Annotated in this window: 17 protein-coding genes; 7 read left to right on the forward strand and 10 right to left on the reverse strand. The window is 74.0% G+C overall.

Translation table 11 applies throughout. The annotated features are described in order from the left end of the window. Positions 1-48 precede the first annotated feature (48 nt). Positions 49-204, forward strand: a complete 156-nt coding sequence (locus ACFTZA_RS04940) for a hypothetical protein (RefSeq protein ID WP_378191387.1) — start codon at positions 49-51, stop codon at positions 202-204. Positions 205-720: 516 nt separating this feature from the next. Here ACFTZA_RS04940 and ACFTZA_RS04945 read toward each other — a convergent pair. Both ACFTZA_RS04945 and ACFTZA_RS04950 read right to left on the reverse strand, forming a co-directional pair. Further along, complete coding sequence (locus ACFTZA_RS04945) at positions 721-1122, reverse strand: four-helix bundle copper-binding protein (protein ID WP_378191389.1); 402 nt, start codon at positions 1120-1122, stop codon at positions 721-723. Between the two features lie 113 nt (positions 1123-1235). Then, positions 1236-1679, reverse strand: coding sequence for a MarR family winged helix-turn-helix transcriptional regulator (locus ACFTZA_RS04950; protein ID WP_378191391.1), 444 nt, complete (start codon positions 1677-1679; stop codon positions 1236-1238). A gap of 60 nt (positions 1680-1739) precedes the next feature. On the opposite strand from ACFTZA_RS04950, the gene ACFTZA_RS04955 reads away from it, so the two are divergent. The 5 genes from ACFTZA_RS04955 (at position 1740) to ACFTZA_RS04975 (ending at position 7071) form a co-directional block, all read left to right on the forward strand. After that, positions 1740-2114, forward strand: coding sequence for a VOC family protein (locus ACFTZA_RS04955; protein ID WP_378191393.1), 375 nt, complete (start codon positions 1740-1742; stop codon positions 2112-2114). 82 nt (positions 2115-2196) lie between these two features. Continuing rightward, positions 2197-2400, forward strand: a complete 204-nt coding sequence (locus tag ACFTZA_RS04960; protein WP_378191395.1) for a hypothetical protein — start codon at positions 2197-2199, stop codon at positions 2398-2400. 811 nt (positions 2401-3211) lie between these two features. Continuing rightward, a complete protein-coding gene (locus ACFTZA_RS04965; protein WP_378191397.1) occupies positions 3212-4294 on the forward strand; it encodes a tyrosine-type recombinase/integrase in 1083 nt (360 codons plus the stop codon). Between the two features lie 10 nt (positions 4295-4304). Then, complete coding sequence (locus tag ACFTZA_RS04970; RefSeq protein ID WP_378191399.1) at positions 4305-5735, forward strand: PQQ-binding-like beta-propeller repeat protein; 1431 nt, start codon at positions 4305-4307, stop codon at positions 5733-5735. An 82-nt stretch (positions 5736-5817) separates the two neighbouring features. Next, a complete protein-coding gene (locus ACFTZA_RS04975; protein ID WP_378191401.1) occupies positions 5818-7071 on the forward strand; it encodes a phosphatidylserine/phosphatidylglycerophosphate/cardiolipin synthase family protein in 1254 nt (417 codons plus the stop codon). Positions 7072-7125: 54 nt separating this feature from the next. Here ACFTZA_RS04975 and ACFTZA_RS04980 read toward each other — a convergent pair whose 3' ends face one another. The 8 genes from ACFTZA_RS04980 to ACFTZA_RS05015 form a co-directional block, all read right to left on the reverse strand. Further along, positions 7126-7713, reverse strand: a complete 588-nt coding sequence (locus ACFTZA_RS04980; protein ID WP_378191403.1) for a MerR family transcriptional regulator — start codon at positions 7711-7713, stop codon at positions 7126-7128. A gap of 98 nt (positions 7714-7811) precedes the next feature. Continuing rightward, entirely contained in the window at positions 7812-8285 is a 474-nt protein-coding gene (locus ACFTZA_RS04985; RefSeq protein WP_378191437.1) for a bifunctional nuclease family protein, read from the reverse strand. A gap of 91 nt (positions 8286-8376) precedes the next feature. Continuing rightward, on the reverse strand, positions 8377-9132 hold the full coding sequence (locus ACFTZA_RS04990) for a MerR family transcriptional regulator (protein ID WP_378191407.1): 756 nt from the start codon (positions 9130-9132) through the stop codon (positions 8377-8379). A 2-nt stretch (positions 9133-9134) separates the two neighbouring features. Then, on the reverse strand, positions 9135-9617 hold the full coding sequence (locus ACFTZA_RS04995) for an FHA domain-containing protein (RefSeq protein ID WP_378191409.1): 483 nt from the start codon (positions 9615-9617) through the stop codon (positions 9135-9137). 195 nt (positions 9618-9812) lie between these two features. Next, positions 9813-11063, reverse strand: coding sequence for a DUF881 domain-containing protein (locus ACFTZA_RS05000; protein WP_378191411.1), 1251 nt, complete (start codon positions 11061-11063; stop codon positions 9813-9815). Positions 11064-11065: 2 nt separating this feature from the next. Beyond that, complete coding sequence (locus ACFTZA_RS05005) at positions 11066-11398, reverse strand: small basic family protein (protein WP_075828780.1); 333 nt, start codon at positions 11396-11398, stop codon at positions 11066-11068. Further along, positions 11395-12345 carry a DUF881 domain-containing protein gene (locus ACFTZA_RS05010; protein ID WP_378191415.1) on the reverse strand — a complete coding sequence of 317 codons (951 nt, stop codon included), beginning with the start codon at positions 12343-12345 and terminating at the stop codon, positions 11395-11397. The genes ACFTZA_RS05005 and ACFTZA_RS05010 overlap by 4 nt, the downstream gene beginning before the upstream one ends. Next, positions 12342-12992 carry a CDP-alcohol phosphatidyltransferase family protein gene (locus ACFTZA_RS05015; RefSeq protein WP_378191439.1) on the reverse strand — a complete coding sequence of 217 codons (651 nt, stop codon included), beginning with the start codon at positions 12990-12992 and terminating at the stop codon, positions 12342-12344. The genes ACFTZA_RS05010 and ACFTZA_RS05015 overlap by 4 nt, the downstream gene beginning before the upstream one ends. Before the next feature lie 412 nt (positions 12993-13404). Here ACFTZA_RS05015 and ACFTZA_RS05020 point away from each other — a divergent pair, with 412 nt between their 5' ends. Beyond that, positions 13405-15309 (forward strand): DEAD/DEAH box helicase, encoded by a 1905-nt coding sequence (locus tag ACFTZA_RS05020; RefSeq protein WP_378191417.1) that lies wholly within the window; start codon positions 13405-13407, stop codon positions 15307-15309. Positions 15310-15357 lie beyond the last annotated feature (48 nt).

The raw sequence follows: 15357 nt of genomic DNA on the forward strand, positions 1-15357 counted from the left end.
GGGGAGCCTCGCCGTGGCCGCAGTCGTTCGCGTCCCGTCCCGTCGTGGGTGTTCCTCGGCGCGCTCGGCCTCGTCGCGCTGTTCGCCGTCACGTCGGGAGTCCTCGCGTTCCTGGACTCGCGCGCTGGCGGACGTTCCTTCTTCCGCTCGCTGTGGGAATCGGTCCGAGCGATCCTCGGGTTCTTCTTCTCCTTCACCGTCTGACCTCGGGCATCGCAGTCGTTTCTCGGCGCACGAGCAGACGGCGGATCGCAACCCCACGGACGGGCGGCGAGGACCGCGCCCGCGAGAAGCCGGCGGCGCACCTGACGACCGGTGCGGCGCGAACACGGCGCATACTGACTCCTGGCGCACGACCCGACCGCGCCGGCCGGTTCCGAGCGAGGAGAGATTGCCGTGACGCGAATGGCTCGAGGCTCGAGGACGAGGACATTCGGGCTGAACCTACCCGTCGGCCCGGGCCAGAGCGACGTCCCTCGGCTCCTCGAGCATGTCGCCTCCACGCTCCGGGACATGAACGTGAAGGACGAGGACGTCCTCGGCATCGCGTTCCAGTACGGGGAGGTGGACGAGGAGGGGGAACTGTTGCCCGGTTTCATCGTCACCGTCACGGATACCGCAGAGCTCTCCTGAGACCGCTGGAGCTCTCCTGAGTTCGGCGAGCGACCTCGCCGACGACGACGCGCAGGAACTGACGGCGGGGGAGCGCCCGGAGCGCCGTCAGGCGATCGACGCGAGCAGCGCCCGGCACGCCTCCTCGCACTCCCGGCACGCCTCCGCGCACACCCGGCAGTGCTCGTGCATCCCGGCGTGCTGCTCGCACTCCGCAGCACACGCACCGCAGGCCACCACGCACGCCTGCAGCTGCCCCCGCGTGACCGCCGCGTCGTAGCCGGTGTGCCGCGACAGCACCGCCAGCGTCGTCGCGCAGATGTCCGCACAGTTCAGGTCCGTCGTGATGCACCGACGCAGGTCGGCCACCATGTCCTCCGCCAGGCACGCGTCCGCGCACGCCGTACACGTCTGAGCGCACGCCGCCAACGCCTCCAGCGCACGCGTCAGCAGATCGTGGTCCAGGTCGACGTCGCCCGGGTACGAACGAAGCATCGCGTCAGCCTTCATCAGGGAACCTCCAGGGCTCGGCGGCGCCCGCTGCACCGCGTGTCCCTCGACGCTACGAGCGACCCCGCCCGGTCGCACCCGCGGCCCGCTGCCACCGCCACACCCGCACCGCGTCAGCCCCCCGCACCCTCCAACGCCTGAGCGCACTCCACCAGGTCGCGCCGCAGACGGTCCAGACCAGCGGGGGAGAGGCGATCGACCATCGCCCGCTCCACCCGCGCCACCGCGGCGCTCGCGGACTCCAGAGCGGCACGACCGGCCGGGGTGAGCTCGGTCGGCAGCGCACGACCGTGGGGGGCGCTCGCCGGCCGCGTGAGCAGACCGCGCTCCTCGAGACCCCGCAGCAGAGCGTGCATGGACTGCCGGGTGACGAACGCGGCGCGCGCCAGCTCCGCACCGGACAGGCCCGGCCGGTGCCCCAGGATCTCCAGGCACGCGTACTGGGGGACCGTCAGCGACAGGGGCCGCAGCGCCGCGTCCATCGCGGTCCGCAGCGCCGCGGCGGTCCGCTTGAGCGCGTAGCCGACCGAGCTGTCGAGCTGCACCTGCACGTACATGTCAGAAGTCTGACATAGTCTCCGGATGTCAGCGTTCTGACATCTAAAGGAGGAGAGAACATGCCCACCGTCACCGGACCCGACTTCGTCGCCCTGCAGGTGCGCGACGTCGCAGCGTCGGCCGCGTTCTACGAGCAACACCTCGGCCTGAGCCGCGCCGCGGCGAGCCCGCCCGGCGCCGTCGTCTTCGACACCACGCCCATCGCGTTCGCCGTGCGCGAGCCGCTGCCAGGTGTCGACCTGGACTCCGTCACGCCGCGGCCCGGCGCCGGCGTCGCCCTGTGGCTGCACGCCGACGACGCCCGAGGGCTCCACGACGACCTGGTCGCCGCCGGCGTGCCGGTCCTGGCCGCACCCGTCGACGGGCCGTTCGGACGCACGTTCACGTTCGGCGACCCGGACGGCTACGCCGTCACCGTCCACGACCGCGCCTGAGCACGGAGCCACCGGATCCGTGCGCCACGCGGTCACGGGTCCGGTGGCTCAGCCGACGGGTGCGCTGTGCCAGTCTGGGGGCATGTCGCACGAGAGACAGGACTTCTTCACGCCCGGCAGCACCGGACAGCTCGTCGCCGCGTCCATCGTCGCGCTCTGCGGCGCGTTCCTGCTCACGACCGCCGTCGTCGACGCGAACACCCTGCGCGCCGTGGTCGCCGGCCTGCAGACCGCCGCCGGGACCTACCTCGTCGTCTGGCACCTGCGACGGAGGAACGGTCGGTAGCACGCGCCTTACGGACCGTTCAAGGCGCGCCGATAATGTACATTATGTCATTACGCGCTCCGGAAGCGCCTCGCGCGCATCACGGCGACGCGGCGCTCCCTCCCCTCCGACATGACCGTTCGCGGGCATCCGACGGCACCTGGGCGCACCGGGTGGCGAGCCTGGGCGCACGGGACGCCCGACGGCACCGCCGCCGGCGGCGTGCAGCGCCCGCGCGCTGACCGGCACCTCGACGACAGGCCGCCGGACACCGGACGGTCAGCAACGACACGCTCGGCGCTCAGCACGTCGAACGGCAGACCGCGCCGCATCCTGCGTGCGACGCTCGGCGTCCTCGTCATGCTGCCGACCGTCGCCGTGTGCGTCGTCGCGGCGCTCGTGACCGGGCTCGTCGTGGCGACGGCCGCAGCGGGCACCTGGGCCTGGCGCACGCTGTCCCCCGCGGCGCGCCGCGTCCTTCGCCGGGACGCACGAGACCGCCGGGAGCTACGCACCTCCGGGTCCTCGACGGTCGGGCACGTCGCGGCACGCGTGTCCCGCCGGACCGGTCGCACCTCCACCACGTAGACTCGCAGAACCGGACATAGGCACCAAACCATTGTGTTTAGGTCAACAGCGTTGTGAGATGCGCGATCGACACCGCGGCACGACGCGACGGCCACACACGGCTCGACTCCTCGTGCGACGCCGCTCCCCTGCTGTCCGCGACGGTCGCCGACGACCTCGCGCACCCGCTCTGACCTGCGGTGTCGGTGCCGACTCCTAGGCTCACGGTGTCCGGGCCGGGTCGGTCGAGAGGAGAGAGCACGAGATGGTCGCGCCGCCGCACCTCGAGCGCATCACCGTCGGCGAGGCCGCCGACCGCTACCTCGCGTCGGTCGCCACCCAGACCCTGCGCGGCGTCCTGTCGCCGACGACGCAGCGCAGCTATGACCGTGACGTGCGTGAGTTCGCGCGCCTCGTCGGTCCCGTGCGCGTCCTGGACGACATCACGGGCGACGACGTCGACGACGTGCTCGTGCGCTACCAGGTCACGCCCGACCGCCGGTACACCGACGCCGCTCGCAAGCCGGGCGGCGCGGGCCGGTCCGCGGCCACCGCGAACCGCTTCCGCCAGTCCGTGACGCGCTTCTTCGCCCACGCCGCGCGCGCCGGCTGGGTGCAGGCCGACCCGATGCAGTGGGCCGCTCCCCCGGCTCGACTGCGCGACGGGCTGCGCGTCGCGCGCACCGCGCTGTCCGCGGGCTCGGCGGCCTCGCTGCTCGCCGCCACCACGGCCGACGCCCCACCGGACGCCGCCGCACGCCGCGACCACGACCTGCGCCTGCGCGACACCCTCGTCGTCGCGCTGCTGCTCGTCCTCGGGCCACGCGTCTCCGAGCTCGTGCGGGCCGACGTGGACGACTTCTCCCGCGAACCCGGCGAGACGCGGTGGCGCATCCACGGCAAGGGCGGTCAGGTGCGCACGGTCGCCCTCTCTCCCCCGCTCGCGAACGCCCTCGAGGACTACCTCGCGCGCCTGCGACCCGTCCTGCTCGCCCGCCGCCCCGACGACCCGGACTCCGGGCGCGCCCTGCTGCTGTCCTGGCGCGGACGGCGCGTCGACGCCCAGGCGGTGCGGAGCCTGCTGCGCCGCTGCGTGGACCGCATGCCGGCCCAGTACCGGCGCGAGGCCACACCGCACGCCCTGCGCCACACCACCGCGACCCTGCTCGCGGCCGACGGGTGGGACGTGAAGGTCGTCGCCGAGCTGCTGGGGCACGCGTCCATCGCCACGACGGGCGTCTACCTGGACCGCATCGAGGGCGAGCTCGCCGCGGCGATCCGGTCGCACCCCCTCAGCGGCGCCCTGTCCGGCGGCGCACCACCCCACGGCCTCAGCACGGCGGAGTAGTGTGCCCCGCATGGGCGCGGACCGGCGCGACGGCACGCTGCGGCGGGTCGAGCTCGTCGAGACCGACGAGCTCGAGACCGACGACGCCGCCGTCGCGAGCACCCCTCTCGCACCAGGGGCCGCACCACGTGAGGCGCGGACCGGCCGCACCCGACGACGCACCGTCACGGTGCTGGTCTGCGTCGCGGCGCTCGCGGTCACGTTCGTCGTGAGCAGCCTGTGGCAGGGGTGGTCGGACCGGACCGCGCTGCTCGGCTCGACGGGAGGGGTCTCGTCGCTGGCCACGCCGCCGGCGGCCCGGTGGACCGTGACCGCGACCGGACCGGACGCGTGGGCGGTCGGCGAGGCGCTCGTCGTGCTGCACGACGACGGTCTCGCGGCGTTCTCCCCGCGCGACGGTGCTGCGCTGTGGACCGTCGGCCTCGGCGCAGGGGCTCGCTGCGGCACGACGGACACCGACGCGGCGCCCCGGGCGTCCGGGCTCGTGTGCCTCACCGGCGCCGGTAACGACCCCGTGGCCGTGGCGGTCGGCGAGGACGGGACGGTGTCGTCCCGCACGGCACTGGGCTCCGACCTGGGGCAGGCCACGGTCGTCCCGGGCGGGGTGCTGCGCTGGCACCGGGCGGGCGGCGCGCTGTCCGTCGCGGTGCAGGACGCGGGCGACGGGTCGGTGCTGTGGCGGTCGACGGTGGCGCCGGACGACGTGGCGGTCGAGGGACTGTGCCGGCCGCAGGTGTCCGGCACCGCGGCGGCGACCGTCGAGCACGGCCTGGTGGTGGTGCGCGGGTGCCGGGTGAGTGCGGTGTTCGCTCCGGACGGGTCCCGGCTGGACGACCCGGACGAGCCGGTGACGGTGCAGGTGCTGCCCGCCGGGGACGGCCGGTTCCTGCGCACCACGACCGCGTCGTCGTCGGGCGCGGTCGAGGTGACGCAGCTCGTCGCCTCCGACGGCACCGTCGAGCGCATCGTGCCCGGCAGGCCGCTCGTCCCGCTCGCGACGGACGGCACCGCCGACCCGACACGGTTGCTGTCCGTGCCGAGCGGGGTGCAGGCGCTCGACCCGTCGGGGACCGAACGATGGACGCTGAGCGGCACCGTGTCCCGGGTGCTCGTGGTCGCGGCGGGCACGGCCGTGCTCGACCTCGGCTACGTCGTGCAGGGCGTCGACCTCGCGTCGGGCCGCGTCACGTGGTCGTTCGCGCGCGAGAGCCTCGGCACGGTCGACACGGTCGCGGGGGCGTTCACCGACGGCGACGTCGCGACGCTCGCCCTGTCCACCCTCGACGACGACGGCCCCGGCCGGCTCGTCACGCTCGACCTCGACGACGGCGACGTCCTGTGGGACGAGCCGTACGCCGGTGACCCGACCGGGCTGCGCGCGCTCGGCGGGCACCTGGTCCACGTCGACCCGGTCGCCGGACGGATGGTCGTTCTCGGCTGAGGCGGCTGTGGCGACGCAGGTCACGCGCGCGGGACCGCCGCGTCTCCCTGGCGCGACGCACGCCTGCCGCTACGGTGAGCACGTGCGAATCTTCACCGACGAGTCGTGGCGCGCGGCGCGTCGCCTGCTGGTGCGCGGGTGCGTGGCGGCTGCCGCCGTCCCGGTGACCCTCGCGGGAGCGCTCGTCGTCGCGGACGCCGTCCGCCGCCGCCGCAACACCGTCGAGGCGACGTTCCCACGCTCGCAGCCGGACGCCGTCGAGGTCGCCGGAACCACGACCACGGTGTACACGTTCGGCGAGGACGTGTACCGGTCGATGCTCGCCGCGATCCGCGGGGCCCGGCGCTACGTCCTGCTGGAGACGTACATCTGGAAGAGCGACGAGGTCGGCGCCGAGTTCAAGCAGGCGCTGATCGACGCGAGCGAGCGGGGTGTCGAGGTCTTCGTCATCTACGACGGCTTCGCGAACCTCGTCGTCCCGCACTCCTTCTTCGACTTCCCGGACGCCGTCCACGTCATCCGCTACCCCGTCTTCCGTCCGGGCGTGCTGTTCCTCAACGTGCGCAAGTCCGGACGCGACCACCGCAAGATCCTCGTGGTCGACGACGAGGTCGGCTTCGTCGGCGGCTACAACATCGGGTCCCTGTACGCCACGCAGTGGCGCGACACGCACGTGCGGCTCGAGGGCCCGAGCGTGTGGGAGCTGCGTAACGCGTTCGTCGACTTCTGGAACACGAACCGGGCACCCGACCAGCCGGTGCTGGCCGACCCGGGCTCCGTCCACTGGGAGCCGCGGCTGCGCGCGGCACGGAACGCGCCGGCGCACCTGGTGTTCCCGATCCGCAACATCTACCTCGACGCGATCGACCGTGCCAGCTCGCACGTGCTCATCACCCAGGCCTACTTCATCCCCGACCGTGAGATCCTTGCGGCGCTCCTCGCGGCGGCAGCGCGGGGCGTCGACGTGCGCGTCCTGGTCCCGGAACGGTCGAACCACGTGCTCGCCGACTGGCTCTCGCGCGGCCTGTACGAGGCGCTGCTGCGGGGCGGCGTGCGCATCCACCTGTTCAAGAGCGCGATGGTGCACGCCAAGACGGCGACGATCGACGGACGCTGGACCACGATCGGCACCGCGAACATCGACCGCCTGTCGCTGACCGGGAACTACGAGGTCAACCTCGAGATCACCGACCCGCAGGTGGCCGAGCAGATGGAGAAGGTGTTCGAGGTCGACCTGACGAACTCCCGCGAGCTCACGCTCGAGGAGTGGGACTCGCGGCACGTCGCGGCCAAGCTGGGCGAGGTCATCCTCTCCCCGCTGTGGCCGCTGCTGTGACGGTCGCTCAGCGCTCCCCCGCTCGGACGAGGCAGGCCTGCGGTCGCTGAGGCCTCAGCTCGCGGAGCGTGCGCGGCGCCGCTGGGCGAGCTCGTCGCCCGGTCCGGTGTCGACGTCGGTCTCGTCGTCGAGCGACTCGGTGGGCAGCTCGGACAGGGTGCCCTCGACCTCGCGCCACACGCGTCCGACAGCGATGCCGAAGACGCCCTGCCCGCCCTGGACGAGGTCGACGACCTCGTCGGGCGACGTGCACTCGTACACGCTGGCCCCGTCGCTCATCAAGGTGATCTGCGCCAGGTCCTCGACGCCGCGCTCGCGCAGGTGCGCAACGGCGGTGCGGATCTGCTGCAGGGAGACGCCGGTGTCGAGCAGGCGCTTGACGACCTTGAGCACGAGGATGTCGCGGAAGCTGTAGAGGCGGTGGGAGCCGGATCCGCTCGCCGGTCGCACGGTCGGCTCGACGAGCCCGGTGCGGGCCCAGTAGTCGAGCTGGCGGTAGGTGATGCCGGCCGCGCGGCACGCCGTCGGCCCGCGGTACCCGGTGCTCAGGTCCTGCTCCGTGATGTCCTCCCCGAAGAGGAGGCCCTGCGCACCCTGCGGGATCGCCCCGGAGCCGACGCTCGCCTCACCGCTGCTGTTCACTGTGGCCTCCTGGGATCATGTCGTCGTCCACGCTATGGGCGCCGGAGGGGGTCGTCAACGACCGACGGCCGGACGCGTCGCGCGTGTCGCGGGCGTGGTCACTCGTCGGTGGTGAAGTCCTCCGGTGTCACGTTCTCGAGGAAGTCGCGGAACCGCTCGACCTCTTCCTGCTGGGCCACGTCCACGACCTCGACGCCCGCCGTGGCGACGACCTCGGCCGAGCACAGGACCGGGCTGCCGGTGCGGACGGCGACGGCGATGGCGTCGGACGCGCGCGAGTCGAGGCGGCGGCCGTTGCTGAGGACGAGCTCGGCGAAGAACACGCCGCCGTCGAGCGCGACGATCTCGGCACGCTCGAGACGCACGCCGACCGCGTCGAGCACGTCGCGCAGCAGGTCGTGCGTCATGGGGCGGGGTGTGGGGAGCCCGGCCTGCGCCATGGCGATGGCGCTCGCCTCGCGCGGGCCGATGACGATGGGCACGACGAGGTCGGAGGCGCCGTCGAGCAGCAGCACCACGATCTCCTGGTCGCGCTGCTGCTGACGTACGCCCAGGACCTCCACGGGCACCATCGGCACGTCCTCGCTCACCCGTCCACGGTACGCCGGGCCGCGTCGTCCGGCAGCGGCTGGAGCGCCCTCGCCGGGGCCGCCCCGTGGCGCCTCACCGCGTGAGGTCGTCGACGCCCTGACGCACGAACACGGTGTGCAGGCGTGCGCACAGCTCGCCGATCTCGGTCGCGAGCGTGTCGGCGTGCGCGCGTGCCGAGGCGGTCTGCTGGCTGCGCCAGGGTGCGACGACCTGCTGCACGAGGCTCACGTGCCGGTCGGCCGCGGTGCGCAGCGTGCGCAGGTGACGGGGCTCGATGCCGTGCTCGGCGAGGCCGGCGGCGAGGACGACGACGTCGAGCGCGTGGGCGTCGAGCTGGCCGCCGGTCGTCGGCCGCAGCACGCCGGCCTCCACGAGCCCGTCGACGAGCGAGCGGTCGACCCCGCCCGCCGCGGCGAGGGCCTCCACGGTGTAGCGGCGGCGCGCCGAGGCGGCACCGGCGTCACCGTCCGCGGTCGCGAGGCGTGGCACGGGCGCCTCGGTCTCGGTGCCGGTGTCGAGGGCGGCGAGGCGGTCCTTGATGACCTTCAGGGGCAGGTAGTGGTCGCGCTGCTCGACGAGCACGTACCGCAGCCGCTCGACGTCCGCGGGACTGTACTGCCGGTACCCCGCGGGGGTTCGCACGGTCTCGATCAGCCCCTGCTCCTCCAGGAACCGCAGCTTGGAGTGGCTGACGTGGGGGAACTCCGTGCGCAGAGCGCGCAGCACGTCCGAGATGCGCATGGTCGCGCGCCGGGAGATGCCCTGCGGCCACGGCTCCGGGCCGTCCCCCTCCCCGGGCTCGGGGACGTGGGCGGCGCTCGTCGGCATGCTCACGGCTGCGGGGCCGGGCCGTCCGTCGCGGGGCCGGCGTACGGGCTGGCGTGGAACGTGAGCCGGTACTTGCCGATCTGCACCTCGTCGCCCGTGGCGAGCGCCGCGGCGTCGATGCGGCTGCGGTTGACGTACGTGCCGTTCAGCGAGCCGACGTCGCGGACGACGAACCGGTCGTCCTCGCGCACGAACTCCGCGTGCTTGCGCGAGACCGTCACGTCGTCCAGGAAGATGTCGGCGTGCTCGGAGCGACCGGCGACCGTGCGCTGGGCGTCGAGCAGGAAGCGCGAGCCCTGGCCGGGGCCGCGCTGCATGATGAGCAGCGCGGAGTGACGCGGCAGCGCGGCCACCGCGGCGTGTTCCTCGGGGCTCAGCCCGCCGGGCTGCACGCCTTCCTCGGCGGGGGCCTCGATGCGGCCGAAGCTGATCGTCGTGTCGCCCACCGCCCGGTTCGGCATCTCAGGACCGCCTGGGACTGTCATCACGCCTCCTCGGGGCTGTCGGCACGTCGTGCGCTGACCTGGGTCGTCACGCGTCGGGAGCGTCCGCTCCCCGCCGAAAAACTACTACATGCGCAGGTCATGCGGTGCACACGACGCGGTCATCCCAACCTACCGGCTGTGGCTGCGGACCGGTAGCGCCGCTGCCGGTGCAGAGCCTGCCGTCGTGGGGGCGGATCACTGCGTCGCGGGCACCGGTGTCGCGTACTCGGGCGCGCTGGGCTCGCGCGTGGCGGTGACCGCGACCTCGTCGTGCCGGCTGATGGAGGTCCGTGCGCCGTCGGACCGCAGGCTCGCCATCGCGCCGCCCGGGATCTCGAGCGCCGTCTCGAGCGTCGAGGGGTCGCCGATCACGGTCCACCGGTAGGGCGACACGATGGTCTGCCCGTCGACGACGACGCCGTCCCCGGTGTCCTCGAAGTAGCTGCTGGCCACGAGGCGCACCCCGTTGACCTCCATCGCCTCCGCCCCGGCGTTGCGCAGCTCCTCCAGGACGTTGAAGAGCAGGAACCCGTCGAGCGGCGCCGATCCCTCGACCACCTCGATCTGCACGCCGGGCCCCTGTGCGGGCAGACGGCCCGAGAGGATGCCCTGGGTCTGCTGCTGCTCGCGCGCGACCTCGAGCGCCGCCCGCTCCCGGCCGCTGCCCGACCGCAGCTCGTCGCGCGTCGCACGCAGGGACGCGACCTGGTCCTCGAGCTCGCCGGAGCGCTGCGTGACGTCGTCGAGCAGCCGCACGAGGTCGGTCTGGCGCAGGCTGGACAGCTGGTCCTCCTGCGTCTGGGTGACCTGGACGACCAGCGCGAACCCGAGCAGGGCGCACAGCACGCCGACGACGATCTGAGAACGCTGCGCGCGCGGGCGCAGCGCCCGGCCCAGCGCCCGCAGCCCTCCGGGCTCGGGCAGCGTGGGCGCGCCGTGGCGACCGTGGGGCACGGCCGGGCGCGACGGCGTCTGCTCCCCCGCCGGCTCGTCGGTGCCCGTCGCGCCGCCGGGACCGCTCTCGTCAAGGTCGCCGTCCGGCGGGACGTCGTGCTGGTGGACGTCGTCGGAGGACCGGTCGGGCGACGTGTCCGACACGGGCGCCTGCGGTTCGGGCTCGCCGGTACGTACCGCGCCCGTGCTCGTCGTGCGCGCCTCCCCGTCCGCGGGGTCGCCCTCCGCGGGCTCCCCTTCCTCGGGGTCGCGCTGCTCGGGGTCGCTGTCCGTGCCCGGCGCCGTGTCCGTGCGCGCGAGCGCGTCGGTGCCGTGCGCCGCGGGTGCGTCCTCCCCGGGCGCCGCGTCCTGGGCCGGCGCGGGCGGGTCGGTGTCGTGCGCGACGCCCGCGGGCTCGGGGGCGCTCGCGGAGGGTGCGTCGGCGGGCGTCTCGCGGGCGGTGCCGGAGGTGTCCTCGGGCTCGGGTGGCGGGGCGGCGGGTGTGCGGGTCACGGCTACGCCTTGAAGATGTGGCGGCGGATCGCGGCCGCGTTGGAGAAGATGCGGATGCCGAGGACGACGACGACGGCGGTCGAGAGCTGGCTGCCGACGCCGAGCTGGTCGCCGAGGAAGACGATCAGGGCGGCGACGACGACGTTCGACAGGAACGAGACGAGGAAGACCTTGTCGTCGAAGAGTCCGTCGAGCATGGCGCGCAGGCCGCCGGACAGCGCGTCGAGCGCGGCCACGACAGCGATGGGCAGGTAGGGCTGCAGCGAGACGGGCACGGTGGGCTGCAGCACGAGCCCGGCGACGACGCCCACCACCAGTCCGACGACTGCGATCATTCGAGGCTCTCCTGCCGTTCCACACGGGTTCCGTTGCCGTCCCCGAGGTCCGGCTCCTCGTCGGAGGGACCGCTCCCACCGGGGTTCGCGTCGGAGTCTACGGGCGCGCCGGCGACCTCGGCGAAGTACAGGGTGGGGCTGGGCCGGCCGGGGATCTCGAGCCGGCTCTGCGCCGTGACGCTGGAGTCGATGCCGAACTCCGAGCTGAGCAGCCGCAGGTAGTCCGACGCGCCGGAGCGCACGAGCGCGGTGCGCAGCGTGTCACCGTCCCCGATCGCCTCGACGTGGTACGGCGGCACGAGAGGCTGGAGGTCGACGAGGATCGCGTCGCCCGCGGCGCGGATCGCGGACAGCCCGGTCAGGCGCTGGTCGTTGATCGCGATCGCCTCGGCACCGCCGGACCACAGGGCGTTGACGACGCGTTGCAGGTCGCCGTCCTGGACGAGCGAGTCGGAGGCGTCGTCGCCCTCGAGCCCGGCGTCGGCGTCGTCGAGGGTCACCACGACGCCCGGCCCCTCGACCGCGCGCGAGCCGGTGAGGACGCCTTCCTGCTGGATGTCGGCCAGGACCCGTCCGCTCGCCGCGCCGAGCGCCGCGTCCTGGAGCTGCACGATCTCGGCTGACAGATCCCGACCGCGCGCCGCGAGCTCGTCCGCGTCGGCCTGACGGTCGGTGATCTCCTCTTCGAGCGTCTGGCGTGCGGCGAGCACGGCGGGCTGCGGCGCTCGCAGGTCCACGGCGGCCGCCGCGGTCACCACCCCGAGGACGACTGCCAGGGCGCCGAGCGCCACCGCACCGGCCCGGCGTCGACGGTGGGGCCCCTGGGTGGCGCGGCGCGCCGCGGCGTCGGCGTACCCGGGGTCGAGCGGGCGGTGCATGACCTCGTTGAGCAGGGTCATGGACGCGTCGACCGGGGGGCGGCGCGGGGGTGTGGCGTCGTCCGTCATCGGGCGTCCTCCTGGCCGGGACCGGGGGTCGTGCGCGGTCGGTGCTCGGGGGTCGGCGGGGTCTCGGGGGCAAATGGGGCGTCGGCGGCGAGCGCGCGGGCCTGCACGACGTACTGCGCACCGGCCAGCCAGTACAGGGCGATGCCCCACCACGTGAACGCCCACCCGGTGACGGCGGCGACGTCGCCGAGCCACCCCGGGGCGCCCGCGAGGAGCAGCAGCGGGAACGCGTACAGCAGCGCGAAGGTGCCGGCCTTGCCGGCGAGGCTCACGGGCAGCGGACCGTAGCCGTGCCGGGCGAGCCACGGCAGCAGGGAGGCGAGCAGCAGGTCTCTCGCGACGATGACGACGAGGAGCCACACCGGCACGACGCCGCGCCACGCGAGCCCGAGAAGGGTGACGAGGATGAACAGGCGGTCGGCGGCGGGGTCGAGCACCTGGCCGAGGCGGCTGACCTGGTCCAGGCGGCGTGCCAGCACCCCGTCGACCCAGTCGGACGCCCCGGACACGGCGAGCACGACGAGCGCCCACACGTCCTCGCCGCGGACGATCAGCACGGCGAACACGGGGACGAGGAGCAGCCGCGCGAGGCTGATGACGTTGGGCACGGTCAGCACGCGGGAGCTGACCTGCTGCCCAGATGCCACGCTCACCGTCCGTGCTCCGTCCTCCCGCACCGCGGGGCCCGCGGCAGGCGCCGCGCCCGCCCATCCTACGTACCCGCCCGGGAGGTCCGGAGGCCCTTTTAGGGCGCCTGCGGACCGTGCGCCCGAAATCACCCGGTGCGTCCTGGCCTGCCGGCATCGCGGCGTCACGCCTCGGTGAGGCACGTCACCGGTGCCGCCGATCGGCCGACGGTCGCGCTCCGGTAAGATGGTGTGAACCTGTGGAGTTCGTCGCTCGTCCCGCGTGTTCTGTGAGAGTGGCCGGTCCCCCCCGCCCTCGGCTGATCCAGCCGACGGTGTCCGGCCAGGTGTGTTCGGGAGTGCGACCTGCGGAGAACCGGCCCGGTGACCGCACGCCACTCCTCATCCCGAACGAAACGGTCCTCACCCCACCATGACTGCTGACGTCGTCGCGCCCTCGCGCGCCCTCGACACCACCTCCACCTCCACCCCGTCGGACGCGACCACCACGGTCCTCGCCGGCGACCAGGAGCCGACGTTCGCGTCCCTCGGCCTGCCCGGCCCGCTCGAGCGCGCCGTCGCCGACCTCGGATTCGTCACCCCCTCGGCCATCCAGGCCCAGGCCATCCCCGCGCTGCTCGCCGGCCGCGACATCACGGGCGTCGCCCAGACCGGCACGGGCAAGACGGCGGCCTTCGGGCTCCCGCTGCTCGCGGCGATCGACCCCGCGCAGCGCCACGTCCAGGCCCTCGTCCTGACCCCGACGCGCGAGCTCGCGATGCAGGTCGCCGACGCGATCGAGTCGTTCGCGTCCCACCTGCCCAAGGTCGACGTCGTCGCCGTCTACGGCGGCTCCCCGTACCAGCCGCAGCAGCGGGCGCTCGCCGCCGGCGCACAGGTCGTCGTCGGCACCCCGGGCCGCGTCATCGACCACCTGGAGCGCGGCACGCTCAAGCTCGACGACGTGCGCTTCCTCGTGCTCGACGAGGCCGACGAGATGCTCCGCATGGGCTTCGCGGAGGACGTCGAGTCGATCTTCTCCCGCGCCCCGCGCGAGCGTCAGGTCGCCCTGTTCTCCGCGACGATGCCCGCACCGATCCGCCGCGTCGCGGCCGAGCACCTCGTCGACCCGGTCGAGATCGCCGTCGCCCGCCAGTCCTCCACGGTGACCAGCGTGCGCCAGACGTACGCCGTCGTCCCGTTCCGGCACAAGACCGGCTCGCTCGTGCGCGTCCTCGCCACCTCCGACGCCGACGCCGCGATCGTGTTCACCCGCACCCGCGGCGCTGCCGAGGAGGTCGGGTCGGCCCTCGTCGAGCGCGGCATCTCCGCCGCGACGATCTCCGGCGACGTCGCCCAGAAGGAGCGCGAGAAGATCGTCGAGCGCCTGCGCTCCGGCGCGCTCGACGTGCTCGTCGCGACCGACGTCGCCGCCCGCGGCCTCGACGTCGACCGCATCGGCCTCGTCGTCAACTTCGACCTGCCCGGTGAGCCGGAGGCGTACGTGCACCGCATCGGGCGCACCGGCCGCGCCGGCCGCACCGGCGAGGCCCTGAGCTTCGTCACGCCGCACGAGCGCGGCCGCCTGCGCGGGATCGAGCGCACCACCCGCACGCCGCTGCAGGAGGTGGAGATCCCCTCCCCCGCCGACGTGTCCGCCCACAAGGTGCGGCGCCTGCTCGAGCAGGTCCCCGCACGCCGCGAGGCCGGACGCCTGTCGATGTACGCCGACATGGTGCGCACCTTCGTTGCCGAGAACGACGTCGACCCCGTCGAGCTCGCCGCCGCCATGGCTGCGCTCGCCGTCGGTGACGACGGCCCGCGGGCGCGCGAGGAGCAGGAGCGGTTCGAGGCCGAGCGGCAGCAGGCCCGCGAGCAGGCGCGTGCGCGCCGCGACGAGCGCTCCGGCGAGCGTCCCGGACGCGGGGAGCGGGCGTCGGGTCGGCGTGAGGGCGACGGGACGCGTGGCGGCCGCCGCGACGCCGTCGGGACCCGGTACCGCCTGTCGGTCGGGTACACGCACGGCGCGCAGCCGGGCGGCATCGTCGGTGCCCTGACGAACGAGGCGGGCCTGAACGGGTCGGACGTCGGCAAGATCGACATCTTCCCGTCGTTCTCCCTGGTCGACATCGCGGCACCGCTGGACGAGGCGACGCTGGACCGCATCTCGCGGGCCCGCGTGGCCGGGAAGTTCCTGCGCATCCGGCTCGACGAGGGCGCCCCCGCAGCGCGCAAGGGTCCGCGCGCCGGGTCCGACCGTCCGCGCGGTGGCCACGGCCCCGCCGGCCGCCACGACGAGCGCGGCGAGCGCAAGCCGCGTCAGCGCGCCGCGTACTGACGGGTGCGCACGACCTGACGCACGAGGCCCCCTGCCACGGCAGGGGGC

The organism is Cellulosimicrobium sp. NPDC057127 (genome assembly GCF_042670945.1).
Lineage (GTDB): Bacteria > Actinomycetota > Actinomycetes > Actinomycetales > Cellulomonadaceae > Cellulosimicrobium.

Coding starts and splice junctions, on each gene's coding strand:
- ACFTZA_RS04945 (WP_378191389.1), bottom strand. CDS start 1,122: ATGAAGGCTGACGCGATGCTTCGTTCGTACCCGGGCGACGTCGACCTG.
- ACFTZA_RS04950 (WP_378191391.1), bottom strand. CDS start 1,679: ATGTACGTGCAGGTGCAGCTCGACAGCTCGGTCGGCTACGCGCTCAAG.
- ACFTZA_RS04955 (WP_378191393.1), top strand. CDS start 1,740: ATGCCCACCGTCACCGGACCCGACTTCGTCGCCCTGCAGGTGCGCGAC.
- ACFTZA_RS04960 (WP_378191395.1), top strand. CDS start 2,197: ATGTCGCACGAGAGACAGGACTTCTTCACGCCCGGCAGCACCGGACAG.
- ACFTZA_RS04965 (WP_378191397.1), top strand. CDS start 3,212: ATGGTCGCGCCGCCGCACCTCGAGCGCATCACCGTCGGCGAGGCCGCC.
- ACFTZA_RS04970 (WP_378191399.1), top strand. CDS start 4,305: ATGGGCGCGGACCGGCGCGACGGCACGCTGCGGCGGGTCGAGCTCGTC.
- ACFTZA_RS04985 (WP_378191437.1), bottom strand. CDS start 8,285: ATGGTGCCCGTGGAGGTCCTGGGCGTACGTCAGCAGCAGCGCGACCAG.
- ACFTZA_RS04990 (WP_378191407.1), bottom strand. CDS start 9,132: ATGCCGACGAGCGCCGCCCACGTCCCCGAGCCCGGGGAGGGGGACGGC.
- ACFTZA_RS04995 (WP_378191409.1), bottom strand. CDS start 9,617: ATGACAGTCCCAGGCGGTCCTGAGATGCCGAACCGGGCGGTGGGCGAC.
- ACFTZA_RS05005 (WP_075828780.1), bottom strand. CDS start 11,398: ATGATCGCAGTCGTCGGACTGGTGGTGGGCGTCGTCGCCGGGCTCGTG.
- ACFTZA_RS05010 (WP_378191415.1), bottom strand. CDS start 12,345: ATGACGGACGACGCCACACCCCCGCGCCGCCCCCCGGTCGACGCGTCC.
- ACFTZA_RS05020 (WP_378191417.1), top strand. CDS start 13,405: ATGACTGCTGACGTCGTCGCGCCCTCGCGCGCCCTCGACACCACCTCC.